Annotated in this window: 18 protein-coding genes; 7 read left to right on the top strand and 11 right to left on the bottom strand. The window is 71.2% G+C overall.

The annotated features are described in order from the left end of the window. The first annotated feature begins 107 nt into the window (after positions 1-107). Complete coding sequence (locus tag HNR73_RS19565) at positions 108-572, top strand: pentapeptide repeat-containing protein (RefSeq protein ID WP_184788970.1); 465 nt, start codon at positions 108-110, stop codon at positions 570-572. On the opposite strand, the gene HNR73_RS19560 is transcribed toward HNR73_RS19565, so the two are convergent. After that, positions 573-1,370 (bottom strand): ArsR/SmtB family transcription factor, encoded by a 798-nt coding sequence (locus tag HNR73_RS19560; protein WP_184788969.1) that lies wholly within the window; start codon positions 1,368-1,370, stop codon positions 573-575. It lies immediately after the preceding gene. Positions 1,371-1,522: 152 nt separating this feature from the next. On the opposite strand from HNR73_RS19560, the gene HNR73_RS19555 reads away from it, so the two are divergent. The 3 genes from HNR73_RS19555 to HNR73_RS19545 all read left to right on the top strand — a co-directional run bounded on the left by HNR73_RS19555 (position 1,523) and on the right by HNR73_RS19545 (position 3,907). Next, entirely contained in the window at positions 1,523-2,323 is an 801-nt protein-coding gene (locus tag HNR73_RS19555) for an NmrA family NAD(P)-binding protein (RefSeq protein ID WP_184788968.1), read from the top strand. A gap of 131 nt (positions 2,324-2,454) precedes the next feature. Continuing rightward, positions 2,455-3,321: a hypothetical protein gene (locus HNR73_RS19550; RefSeq protein WP_184788967.1), complete on the top strand. Its 867-nt coding sequence runs from the start codon at positions 2,455-2,457 to the stop codon at positions 3,319-3,321. A 10-nt stretch (positions 3,322-3,331) separates the two neighbouring features. Then, entirely contained in the window at positions 3,332-3,907 is a 576-nt protein-coding gene (locus HNR73_RS19545) for a hypothetical protein (protein ID WP_184788966.1), read from the top strand. Here the strand turns inward: HNR73_RS19545 and rocD are convergent. From rocD to cspE, 3 genes are all read right to left on the bottom strand, one after another. Then, the gene (rocD, locus tag HNR73_RS19540) at positions 3,904-5,088 is read right to left on the bottom strand and encodes an ornithine--oxo-acid transaminase (protein ID WP_184788965.1); all 1,185 of its coding nucleotides are present in this window, start codon (positions 5,086-5,088) and stop codon (positions 3,904-3,906) included. The two genes, HNR73_RS19545 and rocD, sit on opposite strands and share 4 nt — an antisense overlap. Next, positions 5,072-6,109, bottom strand: a complete 1,038-nt coding sequence (gene tsaD, locus HNR73_RS19535; protein ID WP_184788964.1) for a tRNA (adenosine(37)-N6)-threonylcarbamoyltransferase complex transferase subunit TsaD — start codon at positions 6,107-6,109, stop codon at positions 5,072-5,074. Before tsaD ends, rocD begins: the two co-directional genes overlap by 17 nt. Positions 6,110-6,639: 530 nt before the next feature. Next, on the bottom strand, positions 6,640-6,843 hold the full coding sequence (gene cspE, locus HNR73_RS19530; protein WP_184788963.1) for a transcription antiterminator/RNA stability regulator CspE: 204 nt from the start codon (positions 6,841-6,843) through the stop codon (positions 6,640-6,642). A gap of 166 nt (positions 6,844-7,009) precedes the next feature. Here cspE and eda point away from each other — a divergent pair, with 166 nt between their 5' ends. Beyond that, positions 7,010-7,627: a bifunctional 4-hydroxy-2-oxoglutarate aldolase/2-dehydro-3-deoxy-phosphogluconate aldolase gene (eda, locus tag HNR73_RS19525; RefSeq protein ID WP_221331019.1), complete on the top strand. Its 618-nt coding sequence runs from the start codon at positions 7,010-7,012 to the stop codon at positions 7,625-7,627. 61 nt (positions 7,628-7,688) lie between these two features. Here eda and HNR73_RS19520 read toward each other — a convergent pair whose 3' ends face one another. The 5 genes from HNR73_RS19520 to HNR73_RS19500 all read right to left on the bottom strand — a co-directional run bounded on the left by HNR73_RS19520 (position 7,689) and on the right by HNR73_RS19500 (position 14,344). Next, positions 7,689-8,300 (bottom strand): CHAP domain-containing protein, encoded by a 612-nt coding sequence (locus HNR73_RS19520; RefSeq protein WP_184788961.1) that lies wholly within the window; start codon positions 8,298-8,300, stop codon positions 7,689-7,691. 173 nt (positions 8,301-8,473) lie between these two features. Continuing rightward, a complete protein-coding gene (locus tag HNR73_RS19515; protein ID WP_184788960.1) occupies positions 8,474-10,969 on the bottom strand; it encodes an XRE family transcriptional regulator in 2,496 nt (831 codons plus the stop codon). Positions 10,970-11,020: 51 nt separating this feature from the next. Continuing rightward, positions 11,021-12,772 carry a bifunctional metallophosphatase/5'-nucleotidase gene (locus HNR73_RS19510; RefSeq protein WP_184788959.1) on the bottom strand — a complete coding sequence of 584 codons (1,752 nt, stop codon included), beginning with the start codon at positions 12,770-12,772 and terminating at the stop codon, positions 11,021-11,023. A gap of 119 nt (positions 12,773-12,891) precedes the next feature. Further along, the gene (gene atpF / locus HNR73_RS19505) at positions 12,892-13,371 is read right to left on the bottom strand and encodes a F0F1 ATP synthase subunit B (protein WP_184789208.1); all 480 of its coding nucleotides are present in this window, start codon (positions 13,369-13,371) and stop codon (positions 12,892-12,894) included. A 148-nt stretch (positions 13,372-13,519) separates the two neighbouring features. Beyond that, positions 13,520-14,344 carry a helix-turn-helix transcriptional regulator gene (locus tag HNR73_RS19500; RefSeq protein ID WP_184788958.1) on the bottom strand — a complete coding sequence of 275 codons (825 nt, stop codon included), beginning with the start codon at positions 14,342-14,344 and terminating at the stop codon, positions 13,520-13,522. A 116-nt stretch (positions 14,345-14,460) separates the two neighbouring features. Here HNR73_RS19500 and HNR73_RS19495 point away from each other — a divergent pair, with 116 nt between their 5' ends. After that, complete coding sequence (locus HNR73_RS19495) at positions 14,461-15,828, top strand: MFS transporter (protein WP_203686248.1); 1,368 nt, start codon at positions 14,461-14,463, stop codon at positions 15,826-15,828. Between the two features lie 2 nt (positions 15,829-15,830). Here HNR73_RS19495 and HNR73_RS39940 read toward each other — a convergent pair whose 3' ends face one another. Together HNR73_RS39940 and HNR73_RS39935 are read right to left on the bottom strand one after the other, a co-directional pair. Next, positions 15,831-16,181: an alpha/beta hydrolase family protein gene (locus HNR73_RS39940; protein ID WP_184788956.1), complete on the bottom strand. Its 351-nt coding sequence runs from the start codon at positions 16,179-16,181 to the stop codon at positions 15,831-15,833. Next, positions 16,178-16,732, bottom strand: coding sequence for an alpha/beta hydrolase family protein (locus tag HNR73_RS39935; RefSeq protein ID WP_184788955.1), 555 nt, complete (start codon positions 16,730-16,732; stop codon positions 16,178-16,180). The genes HNR73_RS39940 and HNR73_RS39935 overlap by 4 nt, the downstream gene beginning before the upstream one ends. A gap of 148 nt (positions 16,733-16,880) precedes the next feature. Here HNR73_RS39935 and HNR73_RS19480 point away from each other — a divergent pair, with 148 nt between their 5' ends. After that, complete coding sequence (locus tag HNR73_RS19480) at positions 16,881-17,459, top strand: peptidoglycan-binding domain-containing protein (protein WP_184788954.1); 579 nt, start codon at positions 16,881-16,883, stop codon at positions 17,457-17,459.

Genomic DNA, 17,459 nt, shown 5'->3' with positions numbered 1-17,459 from the left:
ATGGACACCGTCCAATATCGCTGAAGAAACGCCCACAAGAGATCAATGCTTATCAAATCTATAGATTGTGTTTCGAAAATATTGAGATCATGACATAAGGTGAGCCCATGACCGGTGTGCTCGTCGGCGGATGGCTGACGTTCGGGACCGTGGCGGCGCTGGTGATGGCACCGCCCGCGCAAGCCCACAACCGTCCCCCGCCGCCCGACGGACAGGTCGCCGGCCAGCGCGTCTGCACCCTGGAGGCGACCGACGACCATCAGGGCGAGGACCTCAAGTTCTGCGACCTGTCCGGCATCAGCCTGTCGAAACTGGACCTGCGCGAGGCCGACCTGAGCTGGGCCAGCCTGTCGGGCAGCGGCGCCTTCGACACGACCTTCGCCGGTGCCCTCCTGTTCGCCGCCGACATCCGCGACGCCGACCTCACCGCCGCCGACCTTCGTGAGGCCGACCTGCGCTACGCCGACCTGAGCGGCGCCACCGTCTCCGGCGTCCTGTGCGAAGGCGCGCAGGTGAAGGGGGCCTCACTGCCCGACGACTGGCCGTGCGACGGCGAGGCCGCCGCGGAGTGATCAGCCGAAACTGGCCGCGTCGCCGGTTTCGAGGACCGTCTTGAGGTTCGACAGAATCCCCGGCCAGCCCTGCGAGATGCCCTTGAGCATCTCGGCGTCCGGCGCGAATCCGTCGTGGACGACCGTCAGCTTCACCCCGTCGCCCGCGGGCTCGATGTCGAAGGTGACCTTCGAGACCGGCTCGGCGCGCAGTTCGGCGAGGCGCGCGCCGGTCCAGTCGGGGAAGTACTTCGCCATCTCCGGCTCGTAGTTGTGCCAGGTGTACGACAGGCGCTTGCCCGGTTCGGCCTCCAGCACGCGCTGGCCCCAGTCGTGGGACTCCCCGTCCGCCTCCGTCGACCAGGTGATGGGCGAACCCGGCCGCCAGTCCGAGGTGGGTCCGGTGCCCTCGAAGTACTGGGCGATGAACTCCGGCTCGGTCAGCGCGCGGTACAGCTTCTCCGGCGTGGTCTTGATGTAGGTGACGTAGACGAATTCCGTGGCGCCCATGGTGATGCCCTCCAACGCGTGTTTGAGATTGGCGAGGGCGGTGACGCGCCCTCGGACGTAGCTGCTGATCCAGCGTTCGGCGATGTCGTCGATGGGGGCGGCGTTGAGGTGGTGGTGCTTCTCGCGGCCCTTGCGAACGGTGGCGACGAGGCCGGCGCCCTCCAGCACGGCGAGGTGCTTGGTGACGGCCTGCCTGGTCATGTCCAGTTCAGCGCAGAGTTCGCGCAGCGTCTGGCCGTCGCGCCGATGGAGTCCGTCGAGCAGCGCCCGGCGGGTCGGGTCGGCGAGTGCTTTGAATACCGCGTCCATCTCCGGCTTCCGATGACAGGCAACCTTGTGGTTGCCTGTCGACCATAGGCAGCCGTACGGTTGCCTGTCAAGGAAGGTGGCGACGATCACCGCTCCTTGACCTCAACCGCGGTTGGGCCCATAGCTTCGGCCCGGACGAGAGGAGATCCACCATGACGATCCTGGTCACCGGGGCCACGGGCAACACCGGACGGCACGTCGTCGCCGAGCTGCTCCGCCGTGGGCGGACAGTCCGGGCGCTCACCCGCGACCCCGCGACGGCGAAGGTCCCGGCGGGCGCGGAGGTCGTCGGCGGCGACCACAACGCCCCGTCGACACTCGACGCCGCCTTCGACGGCGTCACCGGCCTGCACATCACGGTCACCGAGGGCGTCGCCGACTCCGGACCCGCGCTGGTGAAGCGGGCCGTGGCGGCGGGCGTCGAGCGCATCACGATCCTCTGGGGCGGATACGTCGGCCCGGCCGAGGAGGCGGTGGCGCGGTCGGGCGTGCGGTGGACACGGCTGGAGCCCGAGGAGTTCATGGCCAACGCCCTCGACTGGCGCGACGACATCGCCGAAGGCGTGGTCCGCGCCCCCTTCCCGGCGGTCCGCAGCGCCGTCGCGCACGAGGGCGACATCGGTGAGATCGCGGCCGTGGCGCTCACCGAGGACGGCCACGACGAGCGCGCCTACTCGATCAACGGCCCCGAGCCCCTGACCGCACCGGAGCGGGTCGCGATCCTGTCGGACGCCCTCGGCCGCGAACTGCGCTACGTGGAGACCAGCAGGCAGGACGCGCTCGGCAAACTGCTCGCCCGGGGCGTGTCCCAGGCCGACGCCGAGTACGTCGTCGGCTGGCACGAGTCGCCGCCGGCCAGCGCCTACACACCCAACGACACCATCGCGAAGGTGCTCGGCCGCCCGCCCCGGACCTTCGCCGCGTGGGCCGCGGAGAACGCCGGGCGCTTCTAGGCCGCCGTCCCGGGTGCGCGCGGCTGGACGCGCGCCCGGGACGTGCCTGAAGGGGCAGACAAAAGCCGTGTGTCTTGCCGCCCCTCGCCGCCTCCCGGGAGACTTGTCCCAACCTTCCGAGGGGGCCGACCATGCACACACGCGTGCCCGCCGAGCAGCTATCCCCCGACACCGCGACGCCCACGCGGGCACGTCCCGGTCCGGGGGTGCTGGCGCTGCAACGCTCGGCCGGGAACGCCGCCGTCGCCGCCCACCTCGCCCAGTCGCGCACCCGCGCGCCCCACCGCCCGCCGGCGCTGCGATTCACCGCACCGGCGAACGTGCAGCGCTGCGGGCCGGTCGCCTGCGACTGCTCGAACGAGGAACGCGCCGACTACAACGCCAAGCACCCCGAATGGGCCGGCAAGGACGTACAGCGCATGGTCGCGCTCCAGCGCTGGCCCGGCGACGGGATGGTCCCACCCGGCGACTGCGACCTGCTCCAGTACGCGGCGCTGCGTCTGTCGGTGGAGTCGGCGAAGGCCGTCACGAGCATGATGGGCGCCTGCGCGCCCGGCGACAGCTGCCTCTTCCTGGCCACCAAGATCGCCGCCATCACCGCCGAGATCGGCGCCCGCGTCGCCCTCGACACGACCTGCTTCAAAGGCGGCGACACCGGGCACCGGCAGCAGGTCCAGGACAAGATCAACATGATGAACCGCTGCTACCGCTTCTTCCAGAACTCCAACTGCTCGCAGGGGCTCATCGCGGCCATGGAGGTCGTCGTCGCCTCCGCGCGGGCGGTCATCGAGGCCGCCGCCATCGCGGCCGTGATCGCCGCGATCGTCGCGCTGGCCGTCGCGATCGCCGCGCTCATCGAGGTCATCGCCGCGGCCGTCGCGGCGGCCGCCGCTGCCGCCGCCGAAGCGGCCGCCGTCATGGCCGGACTCGCCGCCCTGGCGGTGCTGGTCGGCGTGCTCCGCGACGCGGCGTCCTCGGCGACGCCGTCGGGCGCGTGAGGATGGGGTCATGACCTTGCGGAACAGGCTCTACACCGCCTTCGCGGCCCGCCCGCGCCCCTCGGCGCTCGCGCAGCCCGAAGGCGGCGGCACCGCCCGGCTCCTCGGTGACGGGCTCGCCGGCCGTGCCGTCGGCGACGTCACCACCGACGACGTCAAGGGCGTCTTCGAGGGCAACCTGTGGGCGCTGTCGCCGGAGGCCCTGCGCTACTACCTGCCGGCGCTGATGGACCTGGCGCTGCACCGCTACCGCGAGGTGAGCGTCTTCGCCGCCGAACTCCTCAGCGCGCTGACCGAACCCTCGCGGGAGGACGTCGTCGCCTCCCTGGACGCCTTCGAACGGCTGCCCCCGGCCGAACTGCGCGACCCGCAGATCGCCGACGCGCTGCGGCGCCAGCAGCTCGAATGGTTCGACTCGGGGACGCCGACGGCGGTGTTCCACGAACGCTTCGACGGACTCACCGCCGCCGAGGGAAGCGCGGTGCTGGAGTTCCTGACGGCCTTCGCCGCCGCGCACGGGGAGAACTTCCCCTTCGGCGAGGTCGACGCGGCCGTCGAGCGGTACTGGGCGCGCTACGGGGGCTAACCCAGCGCCCGCCCCAGGGCCTCGACGGCCACCGACAGCTCCTCGGGCGTCGCGACCAGCGGCGGCGCGAGCCGCAGCGTGTCGCCGTGCGCCTCCTTGCAGAGCACACCGTCGGCGGCGAGCCGTTCGCAGACGAGCCGCGCGTCGGGGGCGTCGGCGGTCAGCGTCACGCCCGCCCACGGCCCGCGCGTGCGGATCTCCTTGACGTGCGGGCTTTCCAGCGCGTGCAGGGCCGCATCGAGATGCGCGCCGAGGGCCGTCGCCCGCTCCTGCCAGTCGCCGGTCGCGAGCATCGCCACGACCTCCCGCCCGACGGCCGCCGCGAGGGGGTTCCCGCCGAAGGTCGAGCCGTGGCTGCCGGGCGTGAACACGTCCATCACCGCGCGGTCGGCGACGACCGCCGACAGCGGCAGGATCCCACCGCCGAGCGCCTTCCCGAGCAGGTAGACGTCGGGCACGACGTCCTCGTGATCGCAGGCGAAGGTGCGGCCGGTGCGGGCCAGACCGGACTGAATCTCGTCGGCGACCATGAGAATCCCGTGCTCGTCGCACAGCTCCCGCACCCCGCGCAGCCAACCCCCGGGCGGCACGATCACGCCCGCCTCGCCCTGCACGGGTTCGAGCAGGACCGCGACCGTCTCGGGGGTGAGGGCCGCGCGCAGGGCGTCGAGGTCGCCGTAACCGACGACGTCGAAGCCGGGCGTGAACGGGCCGTAACCATCACGCGCGACCGGGTCGGTGGAGAAGCCGACGATGGTCGTCGTGCGGCCGTGGAAGTTGTTCGCGAAGACGATGATCCGCGCGCGGTCGGCCGCCACGCCCTTGACGCGGTATCCCCAGCGGCGGGCCAGTTTCACGCCCGTCTCGACCGCCTCGGCACCGGTGTTCATCGGCAGCACGGCGTCCTTTTCGGACAGTGCGGCGAGCTCGGCGCAGAACTCGCCGAGCTGGTCGGAGTGGAAGGCCCGGCTGGTCAGCGTGAGCCGGTCGAGCTGCCGTTTCGCGGCCTCGACGAGCCGCGGGTGGCGGTGACCGAAGTTCAGCGCGGAGTACCCGGCGAGCAGGTCGAGGTAGCGGCGGCCGTCGACGTCGGTGACCCAGGCGCCCTCGCCGTGGGAGAGGACGACCGGCAGGGGGTGGTAGTTGTGCGCGCCGTGGCGTTCCTCAAGCGTGATCGACAAGGATCGGTCCCCCTAGCTGGGCGTGGGTCAGGACGGCCGACGGGTCGGCCGACAGGTCCGGCCGCGACGGCTCGGCGCCGGCGGCGACGAGCAGGTCGCCGACGGCGGCGATCATCGCGCCGTTGTCAGTACACAGCCGTGGTGGTGGGATCCGCAGCTCGATTCCCGCCTCGCGGCAGCGTTTCGCCGCGAGGTCGCGCAGTCTCCCGTTGGCGGCGACCCCGCCGACGACGACGAGCGTGGTGACGCCGTGCGCGCGGCACGCGGCGACGGCCCGCGCGGTCAGGACGTCGGCGACCGCTTCCTGGAAGGACGCGGCGACGTCGGCGACGGGCACGGGGCCGTCGTGGCGTTCGACCCAGCGCGCGACGGCGGTCTTGAGGCCGGAGAAGGAGAAGCCGAAGTCGCCGACCTTCGCGCGCGGGAACGCGATCGCGGCCGGATCGCCCTGCTCGGCGATCCGCCCGATCGCCGGCCCGCCGGGGTAGGGCAGCCCGAGGAGCCGCGCGACCTTGTCGAAGGCCTCGCCGGCGGCGTCGTCGGCGGTGTCGCCGATGTGCCGGATCGGCCGCCGCACGAGGTCTTCGACGAGCAGGAGCGAGGTGTGCCCGCCCGAGACGATGAGGACGACGCACGGCGACGGGAGCGGCCCGTGGCCGAGAACGTCGGCGGCGGCGTGGCCCGCCAGGTGGTGCACGCCGTAGAGCGGGACGCCGAGGGAGGTCGCGTACGCCTTTCCGGCCGCCAGCCCGACGTTCAGTGCCGACGCCAGGCCGGGACCGGCCGTCACCGCGACGGCGTCCACATCGGACAAGGACACCCCGGCGGCCGACACCGCGCGCTTCATCATGGGGACGAGGGCCTCCAGATGCGCCCGCGCGGCGATCTCGGGGACGACGCCGCCGAAGCGCGCGTGTTCGTCCACACTGGACGCCAGGGCGTCCCCGAGCAGGACCCCGTCGCGCACGAGGCCGACGCCGGTCTCGTCGCACGAGGACTCGATGCCGAGGACGAGGGGCATGTCAGCGGTTTTCGGCGGGGATGGGGGTCGCGGCGGTGGTCATGCGGGGAGTATGGCTTATTGCAAGTTGGTTGCAATAGTGAGGGTCACGCGACGAGGGCGGCCGCCGACGGTCGCCGCGATCAGGGTCGTGTGAGATGGCTCGCTCTCGCCCGCCGGCCCCGGGGCGCCGAGCCCGGCGGCGGTCTCCATTCGCGGAATCGTCACGCGACACGCGCTTCGGCGGTGGGTCGTCGGCCACACGCCGCTCGCCAGACCGTAAAGGCCCGTTTATGCCCCGATGGGCGCTCGCGGGTCGATCGTCGCCGAAATCCCGCGGATCCGGCGAGCCCGGCCTCCGTCGGCCGGGATGTCACCAACACGCGTTTTCGCTGGTCCACGGGCCGCGGCTCACGCCGCCCGCGCCCACCTCAAGCCCGAGCCTGAGCCCAGGCCCTGAACCCGCCCCCGGTGTTCACTTCCGGACACCAAAAAGGCCGAAGGCCCGATCCGTAAAAATCGGGCCTTCGGCACATTGGTCACTCTGTAGATCAGACAGGCCGGACGTTGTCCGCCTGCGGGCCCTTCTGACCCTGAGTAACCTCGAACTCGACCTTCTGGCCCTCGTCCAGCGAGCGGTAGCCGCTCGACTGGATCGCGGAGAAGTGAACGAAGAGGTCAGCGCCACCGTCGTCCGGGGCAATGAAGCCAAAGCCCTTGTCCGCGTTGAACCACTTAACTGTGCCTTGGGCCATGATCGGCCTTCCTAACTTGAGGGTATTCCCTGGTCACTCTACCTTTTGTCAGGCGCGGAAATACCCGGGTGACACGATCATCACACGTGGCCCTCGGAAAGGTGCGACCAACCCCAGGTCAGACGGGTCTTCCCACGCCTGGATGATGCCTGAAAGGATGACCGCCGTGCAGCCGATTCAGCTTCTCCGCCTTGGCCGCGTCCTCCCCGTCGTCGTCATCGAGCGGGTCGACGACGCCGTGCCGGTCGCGAAGGCGCTTCTCGCCGGTGGCGTCTCCACGCTCGAACTGACCCTGCGCACGCCTGTCGCGCTCGACGCGATCGAGCGGGTCGCCACGGCGGTGCCGGAGATACTCGTGGGTGCGGGCACGGTCGTGTCGCCGGCGCAGGCCCGCGACGCCGTGCGCGCCGGCGCCCGCTTCCTGGTGTCGCCGGGATCACCCCCGGCGCTCGTCGACGCGATGCTCGCCGAACGCGTCCCGGTCCTTCCGGGTGTGGCGACCGTCACGGAGGCGATGGCGATGATGGCGCGCGGCCTCACCGAGCTCAAGTTCTTCCCCGCGCAGACCTCGGGCGGCGCGGCCCAGCTGCGGGCCTGGCAGGGTCCCCTGCCGCGGTTGACCTTCTGCCCGACCGGCGGCATCACGCCCGACACGGCCCACGAGTTCCTCGCACTGTCCAATGTGGCCTGCGTCGGCGGGAGCTGGCTGACCCCGCCCGCCCTGATCGACAAGGGCGACTGGCAGGGAATCGCCGCCCTGGCGGCCAAGGCGGCGGAGTGGTGAGAGCGGGCGGACCGAGGGGGGAATCGAGCCCGCCCGCTCCCCTGGAGGGGTCGTACCAGCGCTACGTACCCATGCGGTAGTAGTAATAACCGCCTTTGGTGTGATTCTTCGTCCGGACGTTGTCGCGCCCGCCGTTGCCGTCGACCGTGGTGATCTTCGAACCGCTGACGGCCGTCACGATCATGATGTGCGAACCGCTCTTGGCGACGGCGACGTCACCGACCTTCGGCGTCGACACCCGGTCGAGGGCGTTCTTCCAGCCCGAGACGCCGAACGACGCCGGGATCTTGCTCCTCGGCACGCCCGCGTTCTTCCACACCCAGCGGGTGAAGGCCGCGCACCACTGGCCGTTGACGTCGTCGTCGCAGTTGAGGCTCGAACCGAAGTCGCGGAAGTAGCGCTGGCAGTTCCAGGCCTTGACGGACTTCGACCCGTCCTCCTTGACGCCGAGGTGCGCCTTGGCGACGCAGGCGATCATCGCCCGTGTGCCGATGTCCTTCTTCTTGCAGTCCGCGGTCTTCTGCATCGGCGTCTTCGCCGCCGCCGTCGTGACTGCCGTCGCGGCGCCCGGCGACGCGGCCGGGGCCTGCCCCGCGCCGCCGAGGAGAACCGCGGCGATCACCGCGAACGCGGTGGCGAGCCCCAGCAGGTCGAGTTTGATCGGTCTCCGCACGAGAACACTCCTTGATTCGGGGTTTCCGTCGCCCACTGAAACAGGCGATGGAGATCAAAGGGAGCGTTCGGCCGTTCGAATCCGTGCATCCGAACGACCTCGAACACCGACGCGTCCCGCTACGGCCCTCTCACACGGCCGCTGAGCCCACCGCGCCGTCCGCCGTAGGCCGTTTAACGTCCGATGGGCCGCATCGAGCCCAGGGCGCGCTCGGCGGCCCGTACGCCGTCCCTGGAACGGCGGGTCAGGCCCGCGTCCGAGGAACGCTCGGCGTGGCTGAGGGCGTTGCGGAAATAGTCGGCGGCCCGTTCCGGCTCGCCGGAGAGCATTCCGCAGCGGCCCGCGTCGACGAAGATCTCGGCCAGCAGCACCGGGCTGTGCAGACCGCGGGCGACCTCGACGGCCCTGGAATGGTGCTCCCGCACGGCATCGAAGGACCCGATCATCGCCGACGCCAGCGCCAGGCGGCTGTGCGCCAGCGCGACGCCGAAGGTGTACCCGGCCTCCTCGGACACCGTCAGCGCCTGCTCCAGCCGCAGCGACGCGGCCACGACCTCGCCCTTCTCCAGCTGGGCCGCGCCGAGGAAGAACAGCGAGACGGCGACGCCGTGGCGGTGCCCTTTGAGCTCGAAGGCCTCCTGTGCCCGGATGAAGTACTCGCAGGCCTTGTCGTTGTCGCCCTCGTGCATCTCGATCTTCCCGAGATCGGTGTAGGCACCGGCGAGGGGGACGTCGTCGCCGAGTTCGGCGAGGATCGGCATGCCCTCTTCGAGGCGCCGGCGGGCCTCGGCGTAGCGCCCGGCGTCGAGCAGCGCGTCGGCGCAGTTGCACAAGGCCCGGGCCTCGCGCTTGCGGTCGCCGAGGCGGCGGGCGAGGGTGAGGGCCCGCTCGTAGTACTCGATCGCGCGATGCGGTTCGCAGCGGGCGGCGTGCGCGTTGCCCAGGATCAGCGAGAACAGCGTCTGCTCCTCGATGTCACCGAGCCGGTTGGCCATGTCGAGGGCGAGATCGCCGGTGGCGTTGAGCTGCTCGTACTGGCCGCGCACGAGGTAGTAGCGCCACATGAGGCTGGCCAGGCCGAACACGTAGCTCGACAGCTCGGCCCGTTCGGCGGCGATGATGGCGGCGGTGATCCCGGCGGCCTCCTCGTCGAGCCAGGCGAGTGCCTCGGTGTAGGTGGGGAAGGAGACCTTCCCGCCGCCGGCCGAGATCTCACCACGCAGGACGTGTTCGTTGGCGGCGCGGACCATGGTCGTGTACCAGTCGAGCAGCCCGCGCAGTCGCGCTTTCTGCTCCCCCGTACCGGTTGCGCCGAGGTGACCGGTGACGTATTCGCGGACGAGGTCGTGGAACTCCCAGCGGTCGGCTCCGGCGCGGCCGACGAGGTGCAGGGTGGCGAGTTCCTCCATGTGCGTGCGGGTCGCGGTCTCGTCGCGGCCCGACAGCGCGGCCAGCGACGCCAGGCTCATGTCGGGGCCGGGGTGGCTGCCGGTGAGCCGCAGGAGCCGCTGGGCCTCGGGGCGCAGGGAACCGTAGGAGAGGTCGAAAGTGGTGCGCAGCGCGGTGTCCGGGTCGTCGGGAACGGCCAATGTGGACAGTCTTCCGGCCTCGCGGACGCGCAGCGCGAAACGCGCGATCGACTGGCGTTCGTCCACGGCGAGCTGCGCGGCGGCCAGGCGCAGCGCCAGCGGCAGGGTCCGGCACAGTTCGACGAGGTCGACGGCGGCGCCCGCCTCGGCGCGGACCCGCTGGGGGCCGAGGAGTCTGACGAGGAGCTGGACGCCCTCGTCGAGGCTGAGTCCGTCGACCATGACGCCGTGCAGGTCGTGGGAGACGGCGAGGCCGCGCAGTTCGACGCGGCTGGTGACCACGACGAGGCAGGTCGCGGCGCCGGGCAGGAGCGGGCGGACCTGGGCGGCGTCGCGGGCGTTGTCGAGGACGATCAGGGTGCGCCGCCCGGCCAGCAGCGAGCGGAAGAGGGCGACGCGCTCGTCGATATCGGTCGGGATGTCCTCGGCCGTGGCGCCGAGGGCGCGCAGGAACCGGTGCAGGATGAGGGATGGCGGGATGGGCGCGGTGTCGGAGAAGCCCTTGAGGTCGGCGAAGAGCTGCCCGTCGGGGAAGCGGCCGCCGATCGCGTGCGCCCAGCGCACGGCGAGGGCGGTCTTGCCGATGCCGCCGGGTCCGACGAGCGCGACGATCGGCAGCGGCCCGGCCGGGTCGGTGCCCTCCCCGGCGCTGAGGAGGGAGTCGAGAGTCTCGAAGGTCTTGGCGCGGCCGACGAAGGTCCCGATGTCGCCGGGCAGCTGGCGCGGCACGACCGTGACGGGCGGCGCGGCCTCGGCCGGGGCGTCGGGGAACACCGAAGGCGGTGGTGGCACGGACAGTTCACCCGACAGGCGGCGGGACGCGTCGACCCAGCGGCTCACCGTGTCGGGGTCCCCGCCGCAGGTCTGCACGAACGCGGCGACGACCTCGGCGCGCGGGACCGTCGTGCGGCCGAACACCGTCGCCAGCGTCGACGCCGGCAGCCAGTCCCCGGCGACGCGGGCGCGCTGTTCGATCTCGCGATAGCTGAGCCCGGCGTCGATCTTCAGCGCCCGCAACATCTCGACGAACTCCGCGGATGTCCGCGCACGTCGGGGATCCAGCTCGTCAGCGCCGGGCATGGGCCTCCTTCAGGGCAGAGAAGGCCAATTATGCGTGCGGTGCGGCGTAGGTCACAAGAGTCTTTGCGGTTGCCCGAGGAAGGTGACCCGGTCGGCTTTCGGTGGGGCGAACGGCTTCTTCGCGGAGCTGTGCGCCTTGAGGTAGGAGACGAAGGCGTCGAGGTCGACGCCGTTGTTGACCCGGTCGGTGCCCTCTTTGAAGGTCGGGAAGTCGTTGCCGCCGTCGGCCAGGAAGGTGTTGGCGGCGACCCGGTAGACGGCCGACGGATCGAGCGCGGCACCGTCGATTCGCACGGTTTCGGCCAGGATCCGTTCACTGTCCTTTCTCGACTCGTCGACGGAGTATTCGAGTGAGCCCGAAAGCTGGAGCAGCCGGGGGAACTCGGCGTTGGCGCCGGAGTACTGCTCGCGCAGGACCTGGAGCACCTGCGCGCCGGTGAGGTCCATGGTGACCAGGATGTTGCCGAAGGGCTGGACCTGGAAGCTCTCGCCGTAGGTGACCACGCCGTCGCCTTCGCGGCCGCCCGCCTCGTAGACCAAATCGGCGCGCATTCCGCCGGGGTTGAGGAAGGCGATCTGGGCGCCGGTCGCCTCGGCCTGGGTGTCACTGATGAGGTCGCCGAGCGGCTTCTCCGGATCCTTCGAGCCGCGTCCGGGGATGTCACCGGAGATGTAACCGACGGGGGCGTCGGCGATCTCGGCCGAACGCGCGTGCCAGGTGTCCACAAGGGACTTGATCGCCGGGTCCTCCGGGGTGTCGAGCGCGACGATCCGGTTGGCGGCGGTCACCGACTTGCGGACGACGTCGCCGGTGTCGGGGTTGATCTGGAAACGGATGTCGGTGAAGGTCCGGCCGAAGGACGCGGCCTGCGTGATCAGGCGCGGTTTGCCCTTCGGGTCGGGGATCGAGCACACGTAGGCCTCGTGCGAGTGGCCGGTGACGATCAGGTCGACGGCGGAACTGGCCCGCTCGGCGATGGCCTTGATGGGCCCGACCACGCCCGTCCCGGGGCCCTGCGCGTCGCAGTCGAAGTCGTAGGCGGGCGAGGTCTTCTCCCCGCCTTCGTGGATGAGCGTGACGATCGCCTTGACGCCCTTGCGGGACAGCTCCTTGGCGTACCTGTCGATCGTGGCGACCTCGTCGCGGAACTCCAGCCCGGCGATTCCACTCTGCACGACCACCGAGGGGACATCGCGCGTGACCAGCCCGATGAAGCCGACCTCGACACCGTCGTAGTCCTTGATCCAGTACGGCGGCAGGATCGGTTCACCGCTGGCGGTGTCGACGACATTGGCGGCCAGGTAGGGGAACGGCGTACCGGCGTACTCCTCGCCGTCCACCGCACAGCCGTCGACCGGGTGGCAGCCACCGCGGACCATGCGCTGGAGCTCGTCGCGGCCCTCGTCGAACTCGTGGTTGCCGACCGAGCTGACCGCGAGGCCCATCTCGCCGAGGACGTCGACGGCCGGTTCGTCGTGGTAGGCCGCCGAGACCAGGGGACTACCACCGATCATGTCCCCGGCGGCGACGGTGAGGCTGCGGTTCTGCCCCTCGCGGGCCCGCTTCAGGAGGGTCGCCATGCGCGCGAGGCCACCGGCCTGGACGTTCGCCGGCTGCCCGGCGTCGTCGGTGGTCACGACCTGCCCGGCGGCTCCGGGCACGGCGTCGAGGTTGCCGTGCAGGTCGTTGAGCGCCAGGAGCTGGATCACCGGTTTCGGCGCGGCCTGCGCCGGAACCGGTGCCAGCACGGTGAAGGCGAGCGCCGCCGCGGTCGACGCGGCGGTGATTCCAGGAAGCTTCACGCCAGTCCCCCCAGGTCCGGTGAAAGCACACTTGGCACGGATCGTATGGGGACGCCCGGCCCGGCCGATGGGCTCCGGGCGGCGAGGACGGCGGGTTTGCGCCAGACTCCCGCGAAACGCTACGTGGCCGCCGGGGCCGGGTCGTCGAGCTCGCCGAGGAAGCGCTCGACGGTCCCGCGCTCGCGGGCCTCCTCGGCCAGGGATTCGCCGACGATGCGGCCGGCCAGTTCGACGGCGATCGCGCCGAGCCCCGGCCGGAGTTCGGCGAGGACGGCGCGGCGGTCGGCGGCCATGGCGTCTCGTCCGGCGGCGATGATCGCGTCGCGTTCCCGTTCGGTCTCGGCGAGGATCTCGGCGCGGCGGGCGTGCGCTTCGGCGCGGGCCTCCTCACGGATGGCGGCGGCGTCACGGCGGGCACCGGCGAGCTGCGCGCGGTACTCCGCCAGCAGTGCCGCGGCCTCCTCCTGCGCCCGGGCGGCGCGTTCGAGGCCGCCTTCGATGGCGTCGGTGCGGGCCTCGAAGGTCGCCTCCATGCGCGGGAAGACGTACTTCATGAGCACGAAGCACAGCAGCGCGAACAGGACGAGCCCGGCGATCATTTCGGCGGGCAGGGGCTTGATGACCTTCTTGGGGTCCTCGATGGCGAAAAGCACACGCCGCTCCCGTCTCGACGACCGCGCATCGTGGCGGCACGGTCACCGCCCACTGTAGACAGTCGGGCCGCCGCACGCCGTCCCTCGCGACGGCTCAGACCACCCCCGCGGTCTCGGCGGCGAGCGCGCGCAGGATCTCCTCGGTCGCCGAACCCGCCGCGGGGTGGTAGATCGCCAGGTGCTGGCCCTCGTCGTCGGGGAGGGCCAGCATCTCGGAGGTGAACTCCAGCTCGCCGACGCCGGGCACGCGGTAGACGCGGGTCGCGGTGGCGCACAGCTCGATGGGCTGCTCGTCCCACATGGCGGCGAACTCGGGCACCTCGGTGCGCAGTTCGCCGACGAGGGCGGCCAGTTCGGTGTCGCCGGGGTACTTCGCGGCCGAGACGCGCAGGAAGGCGACGTTGTCGCGGGCCTTGGACTCCCAGTCGGCGTAGATCTCGCGGGCGGCCGAGTCGCGGAAGATCATCCGGATCACGTTGAAGGGCGTGGCGTCGAAGGCGACGTTCGGGGCGATCACCCGCCGGCACAGGCGATTCCAGGCGAGGACGTCGAAGCGGCGGCCGAGGACGAGGACGGGCACGTCGCGGATCGCGGCGACCATGTTCGCCACGCTCGGGCGCAGCACCTCCGGTGGTGCCGGGCGGCGGGGACCGGGGCGCGCCAGGCGACGCAGGTGCGCGGTCTCGGTCGGGTCGAGCCGCAGCACGCGCGCGATGGCGTCGAGGACGGAGTCGGAGGCGCCGTCGGCCGCGCCCTGCTCAAGCCGCGTGTAGTAGCCCATGCTCACGCCGGCGAGCTGTGCGAGTTCTTCCCTGCGCAGGCCCGGGACGCGTCGCCGCCGGACGCCTTCGGGCAGCCCGACCTCGGCGGGCCGGATCCGCGCGCGACGCGACTGGAGGAAGTCGCCGATCTCGGTCATGCGGACCAGTCTGCCTGCACCTGCGGGATGTACCCACGACAGAGCACTGGCTCGTTGATCACGGCGGTCGCAGAGTGGTCGTCATGGCAAGCGAAACCCTCCGAAAGGCGCTTTCTGTGACAACTTTGACTTCGCGCCCGAAAGCCGTCGTGGCGCGGCTCGGCGCGCGCGGCTGGCTCACCCTCATCACCTTGTGCGGGGCCACGTTCATGGTCGGGCTCGACTATTCCGTGGTGACCGTCGCGCTTCCCGCGATCGGGCGGGACCTCGGTTTCGAGGGCGCCGGGCGGCTCCAGTGGGTCGCGACGGCCTGCCTGCTCCCGACGGCGAGCCTGATCCCCCTGTTCGGCCGGGTCTCGGACCTGGTGGGCCGCCGGCGCCTGTTCGTCCTCGGTGTCTCCTTGTTCACCGTGATGTCCGTGGTGGCCGGGTCGGCGCTGTCGCCGGGCATGCTGATCGGCGCGCGGGTCGGGCAGGGCGTTGCGGCGGCGATGATCGGCCCGACGGCCTTGGCGCTGCTCACCTCGGTGTTCCCCGAAGGGCCACGACGGACGCGCGCACTCGGCGTCAACGGCGCCCTGCTCTCGCTCGGTTTCGTCGTCGGCACCATCGGCGGCGGCGTCATCACCAGCGGCTTCGACTGGCGCTGGACGATGGCGCTCCTGGCGGTGATGGGCGCGGCGATCCTGCTCGGTGCCCTGACCCTGCTTCCCCGCGACGGCGGGCGTTCGGCGGCCGCCCTCGACGTGCCCGGCGCGCTGCTGTCCAGCGCGGGACTGTTCGCGCTCGTGTACGGGATCTCCACCGGCGGCGAGAACGGCTGGACGGCGCCGTCCACTGTAGGCAGTCTGGTCGCGGCGGTGCTGCTGCTGGCCGGCTTCGCCGTCGCCGAGTCGCGCCACCGGTCACCGTTGATCCCGCTCGGCCTGCTGCGGCGCCGTAACGTCGCCTGGTCGGGCCTCGTCGGCTTCGTGACCTTCGGAATGTGCGGCGGCGCGACGCTCCTGCTCAGCCTCTACATGCAGGACGGGCTCGGCTACACCGCACTCCAGACCGGTCTCGGATTCCTCGCCGAAGGCGTCGCGGCCCTCGTCGGCGGCCTGCTCGCCGCCCGCCTCATCGGCCGCTTCGGCGCGGTTGCCGTCATCGCCGTGGGCCTTGCCGTGCAGGCGATCGGGACCGGCGCGATGGCCGGTCTCCCGGAGGGCGGGAACCTCGCGATGCTCCTGGTGACCTCCGGCGCGATGGGCTTCGGCCACGTCCTGGCCGTCGTCGCGTTCATCACGACCATGACCGCCGGTGCCCACGACGACGAGCAGGGCGTGCTCGGCAGTCTCGCGCAGCTCCCGCAGAACGTCGGCGCGATCGGCGTCGCCGTCCTCGCCGCGATCGCCGCGGGGGCCGGGCTCCCGGCGGCGTTCGCGGTGGCCGGGATCGTCACGGCCGTGGGCGGCACGGTGGGGGTGGCCTTCCTGCGACGCTGACCTCAGCTCGCCGGCGCGGCCGCCCGGGCGTCGAGCCAGTCGAGCAGCGCCTCCTCGTAGCGCGGATGGACCGGCCCTCCCTCGTGGAGGGCCGGTTCGTGGCCGCAGCCGTCGAGGCGCACGACCGTCGGCGGCTCGTGCCCTCCGCGATCGACTGCCTCGCGCCACATCCGGACTGTGTCGTCGACCGGCGTCCACATGTCGGTCTCGCCGAAGAAGCACAGGATCGGGATCGTGAGCCGCTCATAGTGGGGCGCGGGGTCGAAGTCCAGGTCCGGCCAGGTCGCGGCGCTCGGCGCCTGCGCCGTGGACTCGGGCAGGCCGGTCAGCGGCCACCAGGGTTCGCCTTTCACCGCGTCGATCGCGGCCTGCGCGGTGGACTCGCCGACCTGACCGCGGACGTGGCCGTAGAGGAGATCGACGACGTCGGTGAGTTCCTCGACGTGGGCGCCGAAGCCCTCGCGGCGCAGGAGTTCGGCGAGTCCATGACGCATCTGCGCGCCGGACTGAGGCCGGCGCCGGAGACGTTGACGAGGAAGTCGAACTCACCGGGGTGGGTGGCGGCGGCAAGGGGAGCGACCGAGCCGCCGCCTTGGCTGAAGCCCCACAGTCCGAGTGGGGCCTCGCCGATCTGGCGACGCAACAGCGCGGCGGCGGCGCGGGCGTCGGCGGCCTGGAGATGAAACGAGACGTTGTGGCCCTCGCTCGGCCGGCGGTCGTAGCGCAGGACCGCGATCCCGCGCGCCGGAAGGATGTCGGCGAGGTGGCGGTACAGGTGAAAGTCGCGCCGCCCGCAGTTCGCGCCGTGCAGGACGATCAGTCCGCCGCGGACGGGCCCGTCGGGCAGGGTGAGCGTCGCGGGGAGATCGGCGCCCTGGGCGTTGACCACTAATTCCATGTCCATGCCGCAATGATGTCAGAGAGACGTCACAGAGTCAAGGATAGTGACGTCTCCATGTCGAGCCGCGCACTTTCGGGCTCGGCCGAAACACCTTGGCGGCGGACTCGCACGTCACGACGCTTGGGGCATCCGAAAACGAGGGGAGAAACGGATGCGAGCGCTCATCAAGGCGGCCTTGACGGGGGCGGTGGTCATCATGGCCACCCTGGCCGTGGCGGCTCCTGCGGAAGCGAGTCCGGCGGAGGGGATGGTCAAGGCCAACGTGCCCGGGCCACTGTCCGATGACTGGAAAGACGAAGGCGTGGTGGACCGGAACACCCGCGCGTACAGCGCCGCGACCGGCCTCTGGCAAGCCGTGCTGTGGGCCGACGGCGCCATCGAGCGCGACGGCACACGCTACGACGAGAGCGACATCGACTGCGAGTTCGGTCCCAACACCCAGGCCGCGACGCGAAACTGGCAGAGCGTCACCGGAGGGCTCGCCGTCGATGGCAGTGCCGGACCACTGACGTGGGGCCGCGCCGACGACAACCTGAGCCTGGAAGTCATCTTCGACGACGGCGCATGGCTCGTTCGGTACTACGGCCGGTACGCGGGCAGGAGCTTCCAACTGCTCATCGAGCCGAACAACGGCACCTCCGTGGCCAACGCCTACTACACCTGGGCGTGGGGCGGGACCTATTTCTACTACGGTTCCAAACCATCGAACTGCTCAGGTGTCCCGTTCTAA

The organism is Phytomonospora endophytica (assembly GCF_014202425.1).
GTDB classification, from domain to species: Bacteria; Actinomycetota; Actinomycetes; order Mycobacteriales; family Micromonosporaceae; genus Phytomonospora; species Phytomonospora endophytica.
The sequence above is the reverse complement of the archived record's forward strand: the minus strand, read 5'-3'. Positions and strand labels throughout refer to the sequence as shown.